This is a genomic window from Halorubrum ejinorense (genome assembly GCF_039522565.1).
GTDB lineage: Archaea > Halobacteriota > Halobacteria > Halobacteriales > Haloferacaceae > Halorubrum > Halorubrum ejinorense.
On record NZ_BAAADQ010000013.1, the window covers coordinates 441313 to 456611 of the forward strand.

Below are 15299 nucleotides of genomic sequence, written 5' to 3' on the forward strand. Positions count from 1 at the left end.
GCCGGTGACCGCGCCCGCCGGAGTTATGAGCGGTACCGGCGTACCACCAGCCATCGAATGGTCGCGCTCGACGCCTACGCGTTCGTGTTCGTCGCGGGGCTTATCACGGCGCTGGCGACCGGGATCGGCGCGCTCCCGTTCTTCTTCTTCGAGACCATCAGCGACCGCGGGAACGTGGCGCTGTGGGGGTTCGCGTCGGGGATCATGGTCTCGGCGTCGCTGTTCGGGCTGGTTCGGGAGGGGCTCGCGGAGGGGACGCCCGTCCAGATCGGCGTCGGGATGCTCGCGGGCGTCGCCCTCGTCGTCATCGCGCACGACGTGCTGTTAGACGCCGACGTCGATCCCAAGGAGTACGAGGAGGCCGACTTCAAGAAGCTCATCCTGATCCTCGGGGTGTTGACGGTCCACAGCTTCCCCGAGGGGATCGCCGTCGGCGTCTCCTTCGCGGACCTCGGGCTGGCGGGCGGCACCGCGCTGTTCGGCTTCACGGTCCCGCTACTGGCCGTGTTTATGACCGTCGCCATCTCGATCCACAACGTCCCCGAGGGGACGGCGATCTCGATCCCGCTGCGGGCGATGGGCGTCTCGAAGTGGAAGATGGTGTGGTGGGCGGTGTTCTCCAGCCTGCCGCAGCCGGTGGGGGCCGTGATCGCGTTCGCGTTCGTGCGGTACGCCAGGGAGTTCCTGCCGTACGGCTTCGGCTTCGCGGCGGGCGCGATGGTCTACCTCGTCCTCTCGGAGTTCATCCCCGAGGCGCTGGAGACGGGCGCCGACCTCCCGCGCGGCGGGAAGCCGGTCCTCGTCGGCGGCGTCGCGCTCGGCGTCGCGCTGATGGTCCCGCTCGCGTACCTGTGACTGCGGACCGACTCGTGTGAGTCGTCCGACCCGAGCGGTCCGGGTCGACCGACCCGGCGACCCGAGCGCTCACTCCCCGCCCAGAACCGTCGGGTTGACCGCGCCGGGACCCGCGCCCACGTCGTAGCCGCGTCGGACCGCCTCGCTCATCTCGCGGACCGCCGCGGCGACGGCGTCGCGGAGGGGTTCGCCGCGGGCCAGTCGCGCGGCGATCGCACTCGACAGCGCACAGCCGGAGCCGTGGGTGGCGTCGGTGTCGACACGCAGCGACTCGAAGCGGTCGACGGCCGGCCGGGACGCGGGTCCGTCGTTCGCGGCGTCGTCAGGGCCTCCTGCCGCCTTGCCGCGGACGAGCGTGTCGAGGACGACCTCGTCGTCGTCCGAATTCGTCGTCCCCGTGAGGTGGCCGCCCTTGACGAGCGCCGCGTCCGCGCCGAGCGCGACGAGCTCGCGGGCGGCGCGCTCGGCGTCGGCCGGGGTCTCGACCGGCTCGCCGGTCAGGACCGCGGCCTCGTCGGCGTTCGGCGTGACGAGCGTCGCGGCCGCGATCAGGTCCTCGTAGGCGTCCTCGGCCGCCGGCGAGAGCAGTCGGTCGCCGGTCGCCGCGACCATGACGGGATCGACGACGAGCGGGGCGTCGGCACCCGCGACGAGGTCGGTCACCCGGGTGACGATCGCAGCGGTCGCCAGCATCCCCGTCTTGATCGCGGCGATCTCGAAGTCGTCGGCCACCGCCGCGTACTGGCTCGCGACGTGGTCCGGCGGGAGCGGATGAACGTCCTCGACGCCGCGCGTGTTCTGTGCGGTCGTCGCCGTCACGACCGCGGTGCCGAAGACGCCGTGCGCGGTCATCGCGCCCAGGTCCGCCTGAATTCCCGCGCCGCCACCGCTGTCGCTGCCGGCGACAGAGAGCGCGACGGGGGGATAGATCGGGTCGTAGTCGGACATACGCAGTGGTACAACCTAGTTATATTAATCCGTGATGGTTCGAGACCGAACCGGACGGACTTCCGCTCGCCGGTCGGTCGGCATCCCGCGTCCGGGGCCTGCCGTCGCCGAACGACCTTTTCGGCTCCGCGGCGTATGCGATGTATGGCAACCGAGTCCGACGCCGCGTCCGGCGCCGACGAACCCGAGGCGATCACCGTCTACTCCGACTACGTCTGTCCGTTCTGCTTCCTCGGACGGCAGTCGCTCTCGCAGTATCAGGAGACGCGCGAGGAGCCGCTCGCGATCGACTGGCACCCGTTCGACCTCCGGGCGGGCAAGCGCGGCCCGGACGGCGAGATCGACCACGACGCCGACGACGGGAAAGACGAGGACTACTACGAGCAGGCGAGAGAGAACGTCCGCCGCCTCCAAGCGGAGTACGACGTGGAGATGGCCGAGGAGCTCCGCACCGACGTCGACTCGCTGCCGGCGCAGGTCGTCTCGGTCCACGTGCGGGAGACCGCGCCCGACGCGTGGCTCGCGTTCGACGAGGGCGTCTTCGACGCGCTCTGGCTGGACGGGCGCGGCATCGGTGACCGCGACGTGCTCACCGACGTCGCGGCGGACGTGGAGGGCCTCGACGCCGACGTGGTCGACGAGGCGCTCGACGACGACGCGCTGCGCGGGCGCGTTACCGACCTGTTCGACGCCGCCCGGCGGCGCGGCGTCACCGGCGTGCCGACGTTCGCGTACGACGGGCACGCCGCGCGGGGCGCGGTCCCGCCGGAACAGCTCGAGCGCCTCGTCGAAGGGGCCTGATCGCGGAGACGGTCTCTCGGCGTTCGCCTCAGTCGTCCGTGCCCGCCCCGGGTTCGGGACGCTCGTCGTCCGTGTCGCCCGCGTCGCCACTCGGTTCAGGTGCGTCGGCCCGGGAGTCCACGGAGCGATAGGCGAGGAAAACGGAACCGAACGCGAGCGCGAACCCGGCGATCACGTCGGTGAGCCAGTGGATACCGAGGTACATCGTCGCGACGACGACGGACAGCGAGAGCGGGACCGCGACCGGCGTCCACCGCGGGTACTCCTCGCGGGTCAGGAGCCCGAACGTCCCCACGGTGACCGCGAGCGAGGTGTGAAGCGACGGGAAGACGTTCGTGTTCACGTTGACCTCGCTCGTCAGCGCCATCACGTCGGGGTTGTTGGCGAAAAGCAGCGGCGTCACCATGTCCGGCATCACGTTGCGCGGGCCGTGCGCGAACACCAGCGTGTAGACGACCAACCCGATCCCGTAGTTCAGCGCGTACGCGACGAGGAGCCGCCTGAGCGTCGCCGTCTGCGGGAGCGCGAGGTACGCGACCACCGGGAACGCGAGCAGGAACGCGTAGCCGTACACGTACACCCACGAGAAGTAGGTGGTCAGCGCGGGACCGGCGAACGTCGCTTGGACCCACGGGACGAAGCCGCCTTCTAAGCCGTAGATGAGCGCCGTCGCCTGAAGGCCGAACAGTTCGGAGACCGTCTGTAGCGAGCTGCGGCCGATCGCGCTGGCGATCAACACCGCGGCGAGGGCCGCGCCGGCCCGCCGCGCGTCCCAGATCCGGTCGCGGAGCCCGCCCCACGTCTCGCGGAGTCGGGCGGGACCGATCACGGCGAGGCTCGCGACCGCCAACATCGCGGCGACCGACGCCAAGACCGAGGTGAGAACCGACAGTAACGGCGTCATTGCCCCCGAGAGAGCAGCCGCCCCTCGTCGTCGAAGCGATACCCGATGTCACGGAGCGCGTCCCTGGCGGCCGCGACGTCCAGCGATCCCCCGTCGTAGAAGAACGGGTGGACCGGGTCCGTGGCGCCGTCCCACGCGACCGAGTCCGGGACCGCGTCCGGCGACGCCGCGAGCGGGGACGCCGCCGCCCGCGCGTATCCGTCGAAGGCGTCCTGGACGATCGTCGACTTGTCGATCAGGCGAGCGAGGACCGCCCGGAACCGGGGGTTCGACAGCGGACTCTCGCGCACGTTGTACCCGACGTGGTAGAACGCGGCCGAGCGACCGCTCACGAGCCGGGTCTCGTCCGACCGGGCGATCCGGGGGACGGCCGCGGGACCGAGGTTCGAGACGGTCGCGTCGGCGGCGCCCCCGGCGACCGACTCCACGGCCGAGATGTCGGAGGGCAACACGCCGATGCGGAGCCGGTCGAACGCCGGCTTCCCGTGGTATCGCTCGGGAATTCCGGCTCGCGGGTCCGTCGACTCGGCGGACGGCGTCGAGTCGCCGTCGGCCGGCCGGACGAGGAAGTGGTCGGGGTTCCGCTCGAAGACGACCGACTCCCCCGCGGTCGCCTCGACGAAGCGAAGCGGGCCGCTCCCGACCGGATCGGAGTTGTTCGAGACGACGGCCTCCGTCGTCTCGAAGTCGAGTTCGAAGCCGGCGATCGTCGCCGCGTCGGTGCGGTCCGACCAGACGTGTTCCGGCAGGATCGGCACCCGGAGCGCGCGGGCGACGACGGTGTCGTTGGCCTCGGCGACCGAGAGCCGAACCGTCGCGTCGTCGACGACTCGCTCGTCTTCGACGAGCGAACTCCGGCCGCGGAACCGGGGCGCCGGGACCGGCGTCTCGACGTTCCCGAGCGACGTGTCCCGGAGGAACCGGTAGGTGAACGCGACGTCGCCCGCGGTCACGGGCTCGCCGTCGTGCCACCGGGCGTCCCGAAGCGAAACGTCGAGCGTGTCGGCGTCGACCCGCTCCCAGTCGGCCGCCAGCCACGGGACGACGCCCTCGCCGTCCGTGCGGACGAGGGGGTCGTACAGCAGCCCCGTGAACGTGCCGTGTTTGCGGTACTCCGCGGCGATCGGGTTCCAGTTCTGCGTGATGCGGTCGTCGGTCGTCACGAGCCGGAGAACGGCTTCCGACTCGGCGTCGCTCGCCGTGACGTTGCCGTCGGGCAGCACGCCGACGTCGGAGTCGGCCCACGACCCGTCGCCGAAGGATCCGTCGCCCGTCGCGTCGGTGTTGTTCGACCCGTCGCTCGTCGCGTCGGTGTCGTTCGACCCGCCGTCCGTCGAGCCGTCGTCCACCGCGGTGGGAACGCCTTCGAGGCCGAGGAGCCCCGTTACCGACGTCGGCTGGCGGTCCGTCGTCCACCCGTCGAACCGGTTCTCCTGAACGGCGGTGAGCGCGTCGGGGAACGCGACGACCGAGAAGGGCTGGACCTCGCACACCGTCTCCTGGAGGGAGTCGACGGCGGCGGACCGGTCGTCGCCCGTGGCGCGGCGCTGGCGTTCTAGCAGGTCGTCGACGGCCATCTCGGTGAGGCCGAAGGGGTTCTGCCACCCCGGCTCCGCGACGAACTTCGAGTGGGCCAGCCCGTACAGCGCGTCCGGGTCGAACGGCTGCGTCTCCACGAACTGCCCGACGTAGATGTCGAAGTTCTGGTTGATGAGGACCTTCCGCAGGAGGTCGGTCTGACCGACGGTGTTGAGGCGGACGTCGATGCCGACCGCGGTCAGATGCTCTTCGAGCTGTCTCGCGATGCGGATGCCGTGAGGGTCGCCGTCGGCGGGCGTCGCGTTGATCTCGAGAGTCAGCTGCGAGTGGGGGTCTCGTCCGGCGATGTTCTCCGTACGACCGAGACAACCGGCGCTGGTGGCCGCGAGGCCGAGGCCAGCGAGCGCCGCTCGTCGACTGATCGGTCGCGTCATGCGTTCGTTTCCTCCTGTTTTCCGTCACGCTGTATATCTCTTCTGTGCTGTCGAGGCCCGATCGGAGTCGAGCCCGCGGATCGGGCCCCGTCGTCCGGCGACCGAGGCGTCAGATCACGCCCGCCAGCGGGAGCGCCAGCCCGACGACCCACGCCGCCAGCCCGACCGCGACGATCGGTCGGTCCGCGGCCGCCCGGCCCAAGGCGACGAGGCCGAGCGCGGCGAGGAGCGCGGCCCGGTGAACGACGAGGTCCGGCGAGAGCGCCACGCCGAGCGTCGCGAAGTCGGCTAGGAACCCGGCGCCGAGGCCGACGACGACCGCCAGCGTGGCGGCCGCCGGCTCCGTCCGCCGGGCGCGCCAGACGACCAGCGCGGGGAGTCCGGCCGCGAGGACGAGGTACAGCGGAGCGGCGATGGCCTTCGGCGACGCGCCCGGCAGCGCCGTCTCCAGCGTCACGCCCGCGACGCGGACGCCGACGACGACGGCGGCGAGCGCGACCCCCAGCGTCGCGGCCGCGGCGTGTCGCCCCGCGTCGGTCCGGAGCCGACGAGCGAGGTCGACGGCGGTCTCGCGGGTCCGGCGGCGGAGCAGCGACCCGGCGACCGCCGTCGCCGTCGCGAGTTCGATCACGGAGAGCCAGCCGTCGCTGCGCCCGCCGTCGATGCCGCGGTACTCGCGGCGCACGTCGGTCGCGCGGTTCGACTCGACGAACTCGCTCTCGAGCCGCGTCGCGGGCGCGTCGATGTCGGGGACCGTGTGGCGGAGCCGGAACCAGTCGTAGTACTCCTCGTGGGCCTGGACCGCGGTGTAGGCGCCGTCGGGGGACTCGTACGCGCGGAGGTGGTCGCGGACGCCGAGGTACGACCCGTCGTGGAGCTCGAACGTCTCGGTGAGCCACGCGCCGCCGTCAGGGCCCTCGACGTACGAGTAGCGGAGCGAGCTGTGGGCGTCCTGCCAGTCGCGGGCGACGAACTCGCGAACCTGGTCGTCGTCGTTCGGCGTCGACGCCGCCTCGTCGGGCGCCGTCTCCTCCCAGTTCGCGGCCGGATCGCCCTCGATGGCGGCCCGGGTCGCCGCGGCGTCGGCGTGGAACACGAGGTTGATAGCGAGGGTTCGACCCTCGACGGTCCTGCTCCGGCTCGTGTACGGCCACAGCCGGTAGTCGCCGTCGACTTCGATGAGGCGGTCGTCCGGCACGTCGCCGGCGGTGGGTTCCCCGGCCGGCCCGCCGAGGAACCCGGAGAGGGCGAGCCCGAGCCCGACGACGAGGAGGAGGGCGACGACGACGCCGGTCCGCTTCATGGGAAGCCTGAGAGCCCCGGGAAAGAAACGCGTTCTGGTGAGCCCGAAGCCGCGGCGGGGCCGCGTCCGGCCGCTATCGATACGTCACCAAGTCTCGACGACGCCGTCACGGACATCTTCGGCGCAGCCCTCGCAGTCGGGGTGCCCGGACGCGAAGCAGGCGGGCCGGCCCTCGGCGTCGACCGGCACGGTCCGGCGCTCCGCGTGGCGGCGACAGACGATGCGAGCGCGGCCGGCGTCGTCGGTCGGGAGGTCGAACCGCGCCGCGGCGGCCGCGGAGCCGTCGGGGTCGTCGCGCCCCTCTGAGTAGGCGCGTTTGGCCTCCTCGAACTGCTTGCCCGCCTTCCGGAGCTGCTGGCGGATGACGCGTTCGAGCCGGTCGTCCATACCGCCCGTTTCGGCGCGGCGAATATAGGTCCGTTGGCGGGGCGGGCGAAGCCGAATCGGGGCGAACCCTGCCGAGGCGAGCCCGCACCGCCGCGGCGCCGGGAAACCTTGATACGACGCCCCGCCGATCCGTCGCGTATGTCCGCAGACTGTATCTTCTGTTCGATTGTCGCCGGGGACATCCCGGCGCGGACCGTGTACGAGACCGATTCCGTGCTGGCGTTCCTCGACGCCAACCCGCTCGCCCGCGGGCACACGCTCGTGATACCCAAGTCGCACGCGCGACACGTCGGCGACCTCGACGCCGACCTCGCGAGCGACCTGTTCGACGCCGTGGCGACGCTCACCCCGCGGATCGAGGCCGCGGTCGACGCCGACGGCGCCAACGTCGGCCTCAACGACGGCGAGGCGGCCGGACAGGAAGTCCCGCACGTCCACGTCCACGTCGTCCCGCGCTTCGAGGGCGACGGCGGCGCGGCGATCCACGCGGTCGCCGGCGGGCGGCCCGACCTCTCCGACGACGACCTCGACGCGGTCGCCGACGAGGTCGCGGCCGCGATAGACGGCTGACTGCGGCCATACTGTTCTCCAGATGAAACGAAGGGGGCGGGAGAGGCGTCGCTCGGCTTCGCGATTTTTAAGAAGCGCCTCGGGCGAGACCGGGACATGCAGACGACGACGCTCGCGGTAGTCGGCGCGACCGGCGGTGCGGGGACGACGCGGACCGCGGTCGAGTTGGCGGCGATGGGCGCTCGCGACGGTCGAGACGTCGCGGTCGTCGACGCCGCGTTCACGACGCAGGGGCTCTCCGAGTACGTGGCCGGGCGGATCGACCCCGACCTCACCGCGCTCCTCACCGACGACTCGGACGCGGCGCTGTCGGCGGCGGCGTATCCGATCGCCGGGACTCGAGCCGGCGGCGGCAGCGGCGACGGACGCGGGCGCTCCGGCCTCGGCGTCGGTGACGAGAGCGACGCGCCCGACCTCCCGGGACGCGTCGACGCGGTGCCGGCGCGGGCGCCGTTCGAGCGCGTCGCGCGGGCGAAGACCGCGGAGGCCGGTCGGAAGCTGGAACGGCGGATCGACGAGGCGGCGACGACGTACGACGCGGTGGTCGTCGACGCCGCGCCGGTCGGGTCGAACGAGGCCGTCGCGGCCGCGACGAGCGTCGACCGCGCGGTGGCGGTCAGGCCGGCGACGGCCCACGGCCGGGACGCGACACAGCGCCTGCGCGGGCGGATCGCCGACGTCGGTGGCGGTCTCGACGCGACCCTCGCGGTCGAGCGGTCGGGGGCGGACGACGACGGAGAAGAGGGCGGCGGCGACGCGGCCGTCGTTCGCCTGCCCGAAACGGACCCGGCGGTGGCGGCCGCGCCGACCGCGGCAATGGGAAGTCACGCGTACGCGCAGGCGATCGCGACCGCCTACGAGGCCGCCTTCGACACCTCGCTCGGCGTCGAGTTCCCAGAGTCGGGGCTGATCGAGCGGTTCACGCCCTGAGAAGGGAGTCGAAACGGGGTGTCGTGGCTCAGCGGAGACCGTCCGGGGAGCCGAGCGCGTCGCCGAGGGGGCCGCCGTCGCCGAGGCCGTCCCCGAGCGGCGCGGACCCCGCGACCTGCGCGTCGACGGCCTCGGCGACGGCGTCGACGGGGTCGTGCGTCTCGACGTACGTCGCCAGCGCGAAGTCGGCCTCGTCGCAGCCGGCGAGTTCGACCGCCTCGCTGCGGGCGGTCCGGCCCGCGAGCCAGTCGCGGACGATGTCGCGGCCCGTGGGAGAGAGCGGACAGACCCCCGCGACGCCGCATCGGTGAAGCGTTTTCGCGGCCGTCATCGGAGTGACGCCCGCCTCCGCTGCCGCGTCCCCGACGCTCCGTCCGGCCGTGTAGGCGTCGACGAGCGTGGCGGTCGCCTCGGGCGTGCAGGGCAGCGACTCGGCGTGGTCCGACAGGCGATCGACGAGCGGCGTCTCCGTGTCGTCCGCGAGCGCGACCCCGCGGTCGCGCTGGTCCGCGGTCACCTCGACCCCGGCCGCGATCTCCGACAGCGTCATGCGAACGGCTGGATCGTGTTAGCGCTTAAAACCACCGTACTGCGTCGGGTTGGACGGCGTAATCACCGACCGATAACCGGTCGGTTGAGCGCCCGCGATCCGGCCGAGAACCCGCCGATTCGCCCGGGTTTAAGTAAGGCATCGGGCCCGAGTTCGACGTGTGATGAGTGACGCACGCTCGACCCGCGTTCGTTCGCCCCGGACCGAAACCGACGACGTCGCGGCGCCGGACCGCGCCGCGGCCGGCACCGACGAGGCGGCTCGCGACGAGGAGACCACCGACGACGAGGCCGTCACGAGTGGACACGCAGGCGACGAGGCGACCGCCGACCGGGAGACCTGTCCCGAGTGCGGCGGGCGGACGCGCGCCGACGCCGCGGAGCGCGTCTGTACCGACTGCGGACTCGTCGTCGAGGCGGACCGGATCGACCACGGACCCGAGTGGCGGTCGTTCGACGACGACGACACGAATCCGAAACGCACCGGCGCGCCGCTGACGCGCTCCCGGCACGACCGCGGCCTCTCGACGGAGATCGGGCGGTCGACGAAGGTGAAGGGTCGCAAGCGCCGGCGCCTCGCCCGGATGCGGACCCAGCACAACCGCGCGCAGATCTCCACGAAGCGCGACCGCAACAAGGTGTACGCGTACACCGAGATCCGGCGGCTCACCGGCGCCTTGGGGCTTCCCGACAGCGTCCGCGACGCCGCCTGCGCGCTGTTCGACTCCGCGCAGTCGGAGAGCCTGCTCCGCGGGCGCTCGCTCGAGGGGTTCGCCGCGGCCTGCGTCTACGTCGCCTGCCGGACCGCCGACGTGGCCCGCACCGTCGAGGAGGTGTGCGCGGAGGCGAAGGCGACTGAGGACGAACACCGGGCCGCCTTCGACGCGATGAACCGCGAACTCGGCCTCCCCATCGCGCCGACCGGCCCGGCGGAGTACCTGCCGCGGTTCGCCAGCGACCTCGGCTGTGACCCGGCCGTCGAGCGCCGGGCGGGAGAGCTGGCCGAGCGCGCCGTCGAGGAGGGGATCGCGAACGGCCGCAACCCGGTCGGCGTCGCGGCCGCGTGCCTGTACACCGCGGCCCGCGAACTGGACGCGGAGTGTACCCAGCGGGAGGCCGCCGACGTCGCCGACGTGACGCCGGTGACCGTCCGGCGGACGTACGTCGATCTGACCGGAGAGTGAACGGAGGAACGCCGACGGGCGATCCGTCGGCCGTGACGGCACCGTCGGGCGGCCGCGGCGGCGTCAGCGGGGACCGCGATAGCGGGCGGGGGGAATGGAGGGCGGGGAGGGTGCCCCGGCCGCCCGGCGGGCGTCACGCATCTTAGTCGACGTGCGGGGGGTAATTCTACGTTAGCCGTCGACAGTACGGACGGACCGAACAGTGCGTTCGAATCGCACGAATCGCTCGCTGCGTGTCGGCCGTGACCGACCGGGCGCGTCACGCGTCGTGGCGCTTGCGGCCGCCCGGACGCCGGTCATCGCCCGCGACCCGGGCTACCGGCCGTCGATCTTGTGCTTGAACGCGAAGAAGACGCGGCGGCCGGTCTCGGTGAGCCGGACCGTGTCGGAGCGACCGATGTCCTCCAGTTCGACGTAGCTGCGTTCGCGCAGCGGCGAGAGCACGTGCGTCTCCAGCGCCCGGTACTTCGCCGTCCGGCTCTCGCCCGCCTCGCGGAGGAACGGCAGGTCGCGCTCGCGGGCCCACTCGATCAGGTTCCACTTGTCCGTGGCCAAGTGCTCCTCGCTGCGCTCGTGGAGCCGGCCGAGCACCGCGACCTGATCGGTCGTCGGCGCGTCCATCGGGTAGATGGGGAGGTCCACGGTGCGCTCGACGCCCTCGGTGAGCGGCTCCTCGCGCAGGTCGTGGCGGTGCCGCTCGGGCTCGACGCTGTACGGCCGCGCCCCGACGATCATACACGCCAGCGCGACGCCGACCGCGGCGATCCGCGGGCCCGTCGAGACGTTGCCGAAGAGCCGGTCGCCGTCGTCCTCGCCGGCGCGGTGGTGGGCGGCGACGGTCGTCGTCACGCCGAGCACGTCGTACACGTCCGCGAGCGCGACCGGGACGGGGCGGACGGCGGCGAACTCGGCGACCGACGCCCACGCGTCGCGCTGGTACTCGACGAGTCGGTCGTGGTCGACGCGGGTGTCGGCCGGGTCCGAAGCGCCGGCGGCGTCGAAGTCCACGTCGCCGCGGGCGCCCTCGCGGTCGGGGGCGTCGACGAGGAGGTACGCCACGTCGGCGCCGTGGCGGCGGAGGGGTTCGACGATCCGATCGCGCTCGCGGCCGAGCGGGACGACGTGGACGCGGCGTTCGGCGACGCTGGGGACCGAGGTGTCCATACCGTCGTTGTCCGCGGCGGTCGGTTAAATAGTCCGCCGGAGCGCCCCCGAGGAGTGACGGGCGATCACGTGACGTGGGGATTCATAGCACGAAAACCGTTAAGCCCGGCTGTCGCCTACGAGCGGGCATGAGCGCTGACAGGTCCGCCCTCCGGCGGGCCATCGAGCGCGGCGAGCGGGACGGTGGCGCCATCGAGTTCAAGGAGCGACTGACCCGCGAGGTACATCTGGCCGACGGCCGCATGGAGTCGCTCGTGGCGCAGCTCCGCCACCGCGTGCTCTCCGGCGACGGCGAGGCCACCTACGTCCTGGGCGTCACCGACGACGGCGGATTGGCCGGGATCTCTCCGGACGCCTTCTCCGAGACGATGGACGTGCTCTCGCTTCTGGCGGACGAGGCGGACGCGCACATCGCCGACGCCGAGACGTGGAGCGCCGGGACCGGCGGCGACGCCGACGACGCGGGGCTCGTCGGGCTCGCGACGCTGCGGGACGGGGGCGTGTTCGAGGCCGACGAGGACCACCTCGTCGTCGGCACGGCCGGGCACGTCGACCACGGCAAGTCGACGCTCGTCGGCACGCTCGTCACCGGGCGCGCGGACGACGGGCAGGGCGGCACGCGCGGCTTCCTCGACGTCCAACCGCACGAGGTCGAGCGGGGGCTCTCCGCCGACCTGTCGTACGCGGTGTACGGCTTCGACGACGAGGCCGACGAGCCGGTCCGGATGGACAACCCCCACCGGAAGTCCGACCGGGCCGGCGTCGTCGAGGCGGCCGACCGCCTCGTCTCGTTCGTCGACACCGTCGGCCACGAGCCGTGGCTCCGGACGACGATCCGCGGGCTCGTCGGGCAGAAGCTCGACTACGGGCTGCTCGTCGTGGCCGCAGACGACGGGCCGACGAAGACGACCCGCGAACACCTGGGGATCCTCCTCGCGACGGAGCTGCCGACGATCGTCGCGGTCACGAAGGCGGACGCCGTAAGCGACGAGCGGCTCGCCGCGGTCGAACGCGAGGTCGAGTCGATGCTGCGGGACGCCGGGCAGACCCCGCTGCTCGTCGACCGCCACGGCGTCGACACCGCGGTGGCGGAAGTCGGCGACGGGGTCGTGCCCCTGTTGCGGACGAGCGCGGTGACGAAGGCGGGGATCGAGACCCTCGACACGCTGTTCGAGTGCCTGCCGAAGCGGGCGACGCCGGACCGCGAGACCTTCCGGATGTACATCGACCGCAGCTACAAGGTGACCGGCGTGGGCGCCGTCGCCTCCGGCACCGTGAACTCCGGGACCGTCGAGACCGGCGACGAACTGCTCTTGGGCCCCATGCCCGACGGGTCCTTCCGCGAGGTCGAGGTGCGTTCGATCGAGATGCACTACCACCGCGTCGACAAGGCGACAGCCGGCCGGATCGTCGGCATCGCGCTGAAGGGCGTCGACGAGTCGGAGATCGAACGCGGGATGGCCCTGGTTCCCCGCGACAGCGAGCCGGAGCCGGTCCGCGAGTTCGACGCCGAGGTGATGGTGCTCAACCATCCGACCCGGATTCAGGAGGGGTACGAGCCCGTGGTCCACCTCGAGACCGTCTCCGAGGCGGCCGCGTTCTTCCCGGCGGACGGGCGGCTGCTGCCGGGCGACACGGGCGAGTCGCGCGTCCGGTTCAAGTTCCGTCCGTACCTGGTCGAGGCGGGACAGCGGTTCGTCTTCCGCGAGGGATCGAGCAAGGGGGTCGGGACGGTGACAGGCACCGGAACCGGCGGAGACGGAGCGTCGCCCGACGGTCGCTGACTCCCGTTCGGCGCGGAGCGACGCCGATGTCGGGCCGGCCGTTCCGAGTGTGTCGCTGTTTTCGTTGATTCGGAAGAGAGTCGCTTCGATCGGTACGAAGAACCGACAGCACAGCGAACAATGGTGACCGTACGGACACGTCCGCCAAAGCATTTATATGATAGAGAGATGAGTTCGCTGTATGCGTCAAGAACACACACAACGCATTTCACGACGGAAGGTCCTCGCCGGCAGTGCGGCCGGCACGTCCTTCCTCCTTGCCGGGTGTACCGGCGGGGGAGACGGCGGCGACGGCGGCGGCGGCGACGGCGGCGACCTCCCGAACCAGGAGCTGTACTTCGCGCAGGTGAAGGGCCCGCTCGACATGGACCCAGTCATCATCAACGACGTCCCGTCCGCGCAGATCGCGGGGCGAATCTTCGACGGCATCTACGAGTACGACGAGGGCGTCGGTCTCGTGCCGGGCATCGCCTCGGAGATGCCGACCGTCGAACGCGAGGGAACGCGGTTCATCGTGCCGATCCGCGACGACGCCATGTTCCAGAACGGCGACCCGGTGACGGCGGAAGACGTCATGCACACGGTCCTCGCGCCCGCCGAGGAGGAGACGGAGAACGCCGCGGAGGTCAACATGGTCGACTCCGCGGAGGCCATCGACGAGACGACGGTCCAGTTCGACCTGGCGTACCCCTACGGTGCGTTCGAGACCGCACTGGTTCGGAGCGTCGTCAACAAGGAGGTCCGGACCAGCGACCGAGACGCGTACAACACCGACCCCGTCAGCTCGGGGCCGTTCCAGCTCACCGAGTGGGAGCCCGAGAGCTACGCGACGCTCGAACGCTGGGACGACTACTGGGGCGACTCCGACGGGCTGCCGAACCTCGCGACCATCGAGTTCGAGCCGATCGAAGAGCAGACGACCCGCGTGACGGAGCTCGAGACGGGCAACGTCGACATCATCGAGACCATCCCGCCGCAGCTGTACGAGACGGTCAGGAACAACGAGAACGCCTCGATCAGCGAGACGCCCGGTATCGGATACTTCTACCTCGCGTTCAACTGCGCCGAGGGACCGACGGCCGACCCCCTCGTCCGCGAGGCCGTCGACTACTGCGTCTCGATGGACCAGGCCGTCGAGAACTTCGTCGAACCGGCCGGCGTGCGGCAGGTGAGTCCGTACCCGAAGACGATGGCCGACGAGTGGGACTTCCCCATCGACGAGTGGGGCGACATCTCGCACGACCAGGACCTCGAGGAGGCGCAGGCGCTCTTCGAGGAGGCCGGCGTCGACATGGACTACAACTGGCGCATCATCGTCCCGCCGGACGACAAGCGCGAACAGATCGGTATCTCGATCGGTGACGGGCTCCAGAACGCCGGCTTCAGCAACGTCGAAGTCCAGCGGCTGGACTGGGGGACGTTCCTCGACGCCTACGTCACCGGCGATCCGGAACGGTACAACATGTACACGCTCGGCTGGTCCGGCTCGCCCGACCCGGACGCGTTCGCGTACCAGCTGCTGAGCCAGGAGGTCGAGGGAACGACCAACGGCACCTTCCACGGATACGACGAGGCGTCGGAGATGCTGACGCAGGCCCGCGAGAGCGCCGACTACGAGGAGCGCCGCCAGCTCTACATCGACGCGACGACGGAGCTGCTCGAGGGGCGCGTCCACATCCCGGCGTACAACCTCAAGAACACCTACGGGATCCATGAAAGGGTCTCGGACTTCAGCTCGCACGCCATCTCGAGCGAGATTCAGCTCTTCACCGGGCACAACAACGTCGCGGTGGAGTAACGGTTCCCGCGGCGAACCGTTCCGCGGCCTCCGGTTCCGGACCGGATTTCCGCCGACCGAGACCGGCCGAACCTCCGAGAAGCGACGACACGGGCGTGGTGGAAACGCGGACAATTAAGTAACCGTCCACAGTCATCGACAGTAATAAA

The 15299-nt window shown here is 71.4% G+C and carries 14 protein-coding genes; 7 read left to right on the forward strand and 7 right to left on the reverse strand.

The genetic code is table 11. The features are described 5' to 3' along the window. The first annotated feature begins 57 nt into the window (after positions 1 to 57). Positions 58 to 855, forward strand: coding sequence for a ZIP family metal transporter (locus ABDZ89_RS12875; RefSeq protein WP_343779715.1), 798 nt, complete (start codon positions 58 to 60; stop codon positions 853 to 855). Between the two features lie 69 nt (positions 856 to 924). Here ABDZ89_RS12875 and thiD read toward each other — a convergent pair whose 3' ends face one another. Next, positions 925 to 1803 carry a bifunctional hydroxymethylpyrimidine kinase/phosphomethylpyrimidine kinase gene (gene thiD, locus ABDZ89_RS12880; RefSeq protein WP_343779717.1) on the reverse strand — a complete coding sequence of 293 codons (879 nt, stop codon included), beginning with the start codon at positions 1801 to 1803 and terminating at the stop codon, positions 925 to 927. A gap of 144 nt (positions 1804 to 1947) precedes the next feature. Between thiD and ABDZ89_RS12885 the strand changes: the two genes are divergently transcribed. Further along, a complete protein-coding gene (locus ABDZ89_RS12885; protein ID WP_343779719.1) occupies positions 1948 to 2604 on the forward strand; it encodes a DsbA family oxidoreductase in 657 nt (218 codons plus the stop codon). A 28-nt stretch (positions 2605 to 2632) separates the two neighbouring features. On the opposite strand, the gene ABDZ89_RS12890 is transcribed toward ABDZ89_RS12885, so the two are convergent. The 4 genes from ABDZ89_RS12890 to ABDZ89_RS12905 form a co-directional block, all read right to left on the reverse strand. Further along, the gene (locus ABDZ89_RS12890; RefSeq protein ID WP_343779721.1) at positions 2633 to 3508 is read right to left on the reverse strand and encodes a phosphatase PAP2 family protein; all 876 of its coding nucleotides are present in this window, start codon (positions 3506 to 3508) and stop codon (positions 2633 to 2635) included. Then, on the reverse strand, positions 3505 to 5481 hold the full coding sequence (locus ABDZ89_RS12895) for an ABC transporter substrate-binding protein (RefSeq protein WP_343779724.1): 1977 nt from the start codon (positions 5479 to 5481) through the stop codon (positions 3505 to 3507). The genes ABDZ89_RS12890 and ABDZ89_RS12895 overlap by 4 nt, the downstream gene beginning before the upstream one ends. Before the next feature lie 109 nt (positions 5482 to 5590). Beyond that, positions 5591 to 6784 (reverse strand): hypothetical protein, encoded by a 1194-nt coding sequence (locus tag ABDZ89_RS12900; RefSeq protein ID WP_343779725.1) that lies wholly within the window; start codon positions 6782 to 6784, stop codon positions 5591 to 5593. Positions 6785 to 6868: 84 nt separating this feature from the next. After that, positions 6869 to 7171 carry a DUF7091 family protein gene (locus ABDZ89_RS12905; RefSeq protein ID WP_343779727.1) on the reverse strand — a complete coding sequence of 101 codons (303 nt, stop codon included), beginning with the start codon at positions 7169 to 7171 and terminating at the stop codon, positions 6869 to 6871. A gap of 138 nt (positions 7172 to 7309) precedes the next feature. On the opposite strand from ABDZ89_RS12905, the gene ABDZ89_RS12910 reads away from it, so the two are divergent. Next, positions 7310 to 7741, forward strand: a complete 432-nt coding sequence (locus ABDZ89_RS12910) for an HIT domain-containing protein (RefSeq protein ID WP_343779730.1) — start codon at positions 7310 to 7312, stop codon at positions 7739 to 7741. Positions 7742 to 7837: 96 nt separating this feature from the next. After that, positions 7838 to 8671, forward strand: coding sequence for a P-loop NTPase family protein (locus tag ABDZ89_RS12915; RefSeq protein ID WP_343779733.1), 834 nt, complete (start codon positions 7838 to 7840; stop codon positions 8669 to 8671). 28 nt (positions 8672 to 8699) lie between these two features. On the opposite strand, the gene ABDZ89_RS12920 is transcribed toward ABDZ89_RS12915, so the two are convergent. Next, entirely contained in the window at positions 8700 to 9221 is a 522-nt protein-coding gene (locus ABDZ89_RS12920) for a DUF7858 family protein (RefSeq protein WP_343779735.1), read from the reverse strand. 163 nt (positions 9222 to 9384) lie between these two features. Here ABDZ89_RS12920 and ABDZ89_RS12925 point away from each other — a divergent pair, with 163 nt between their 5' ends. Continuing rightward, positions 9385 to 10404, forward strand: coding sequence for a transcription initiation factor IIB (locus ABDZ89_RS12925; protein WP_343779737.1), 1020 nt, complete (start codon positions 9385 to 9387; stop codon positions 10402 to 10404). A gap of 315 nt (positions 10405 to 10719) precedes the next feature. Here ABDZ89_RS12925 and ABDZ89_RS12930 read toward each other — a convergent pair whose 3' ends face one another. Next, positions 10720 to 11568: an HFX_2341 family transcriptional regulator domain-containing protein gene (locus ABDZ89_RS12930; RefSeq protein WP_343779738.1), complete on the reverse strand. Its 849-nt coding sequence runs from the start codon at positions 11566 to 11568 to the stop codon at positions 10720 to 10722. 128 nt (positions 11569 to 11696) lie between these two features. Here ABDZ89_RS12930 and ABDZ89_RS12935 point away from each other — a divergent pair, with 128 nt between their 5' ends. Continuing rightward, on the forward strand, positions 11697 to 13352 hold the full coding sequence (locus ABDZ89_RS12935) for a GTPBP1 family GTP-binding protein (protein WP_343779739.1): 1656 nt from the start codon (positions 11697 to 11699) through the stop codon (positions 13350 to 13352). A 181-nt stretch (positions 13353 to 13533) separates the two neighbouring features. After that, positions 13534 to 15150, forward strand: a complete 1617-nt coding sequence (locus tag ABDZ89_RS12940) for an ABC transporter substrate-binding protein (RefSeq protein WP_343779740.1) — start codon at positions 13534 to 13536, stop codon at positions 15148 to 15150. Positions 15151 to 15299: the final 149 nt, after the last annotated feature.

What these genes read in the sequence shown, in the direction of transcription:
- ABDZ89_RS12875 (WP_343779715.1), top strand. Translation starts at nt 58, where the DNA reads ATGGTCGCGCTCGACGCCTACGCGTTCGTGTTCGTCGCGGGGCTTATC.
- thiD (WP_343779717.1), bottom strand. Translation starts at nt 1,803, where the DNA reads ATGTCCGACTACGACCCGATCTATCCCCCCGTCGCGCTCTCTGTCGCC.
- ABDZ89_RS12885 (WP_343779719.1), top strand. Translation starts at nt 1,948, where the DNA reads ATGGCAACCGAGTCCGACGCCGCGTCCGGCGCCGACGAACCCGAGGCG.
- ABDZ89_RS12890 (WP_343779721.1), bottom strand. Translation starts at nt 3,508, where the DNA reads ATGACGCCGTTACTGTCGGTTCTCACCTCGGTCTTGGCGTCGGTCGCC.
- ABDZ89_RS12895 (WP_343779724.1), bottom strand. Translation starts at nt 5,481, where the DNA reads ATGACGCGACCGATCAGTCGACGAGCGGCGCTCGCTGGCCTCGGCCTC.
- ABDZ89_RS12900 (WP_343779725.1), bottom strand. Translation starts at nt 6,784, where the DNA reads ATGAAGCGGACCGGCGTCGTCGTCGCCCTCCTCCTCGTCGTCGGGCTC.
- ABDZ89_RS12905 (WP_343779727.1), bottom strand. Translation starts at nt 7,171, where the DNA reads ATGGACGACCGGCTCGAACGCGTCATCCGCCAGCAGCTCCGGAAGGCG.
- ABDZ89_RS12910 (WP_343779730.1), top strand. Translation starts at nt 7,310, where the DNA reads ATGTCCGCAGACTGTATCTTCTGTTCGATTGTCGCCGGGGACATCCCG.
- ABDZ89_RS12915 (WP_343779733.1), top strand. Translation starts at nt 7,838, where the DNA reads ATGCAGACGACGACGCTCGCGGTAGTCGGCGCGACCGGCGGTGCGGGG.
- ABDZ89_RS12920 (WP_343779735.1), bottom strand. Translation starts at nt 9,221, where the DNA reads ATGACGCTGTCGGAGATCGCGGCCGGGGTCGAGGTGACCGCGGACCAG.
- ABDZ89_RS12925 (WP_343779737.1), top strand. Translation starts at nt 9,385, where the DNA reads ATGAGTGACGCACGCTCGACCCGCGTTCGTTCGCCCCGGACCGAAACC.
- ABDZ89_RS12930 (WP_343779738.1), bottom strand. Translation starts at nt 11,568, where the DNA reads ATGGACACCTCGGTCCCCAGCGTCGCCGAACGCCGCGTCCACGTCGTC.
- ABDZ89_RS12935 (WP_343779739.1), top strand. Translation starts at nt 11,697, where the DNA reads ATGAGCGCTGACAGGTCCGCCCTCCGGCGGGCCATCGAGCGCGGCGAG.
- ABDZ89_RS12940 (WP_343779740.1), top strand. Translation starts at nt 13,534, where the DNA reads ATGCGTCAAGAACACACACAACGCATTTCACGACGGAAGGTCCTCGCC.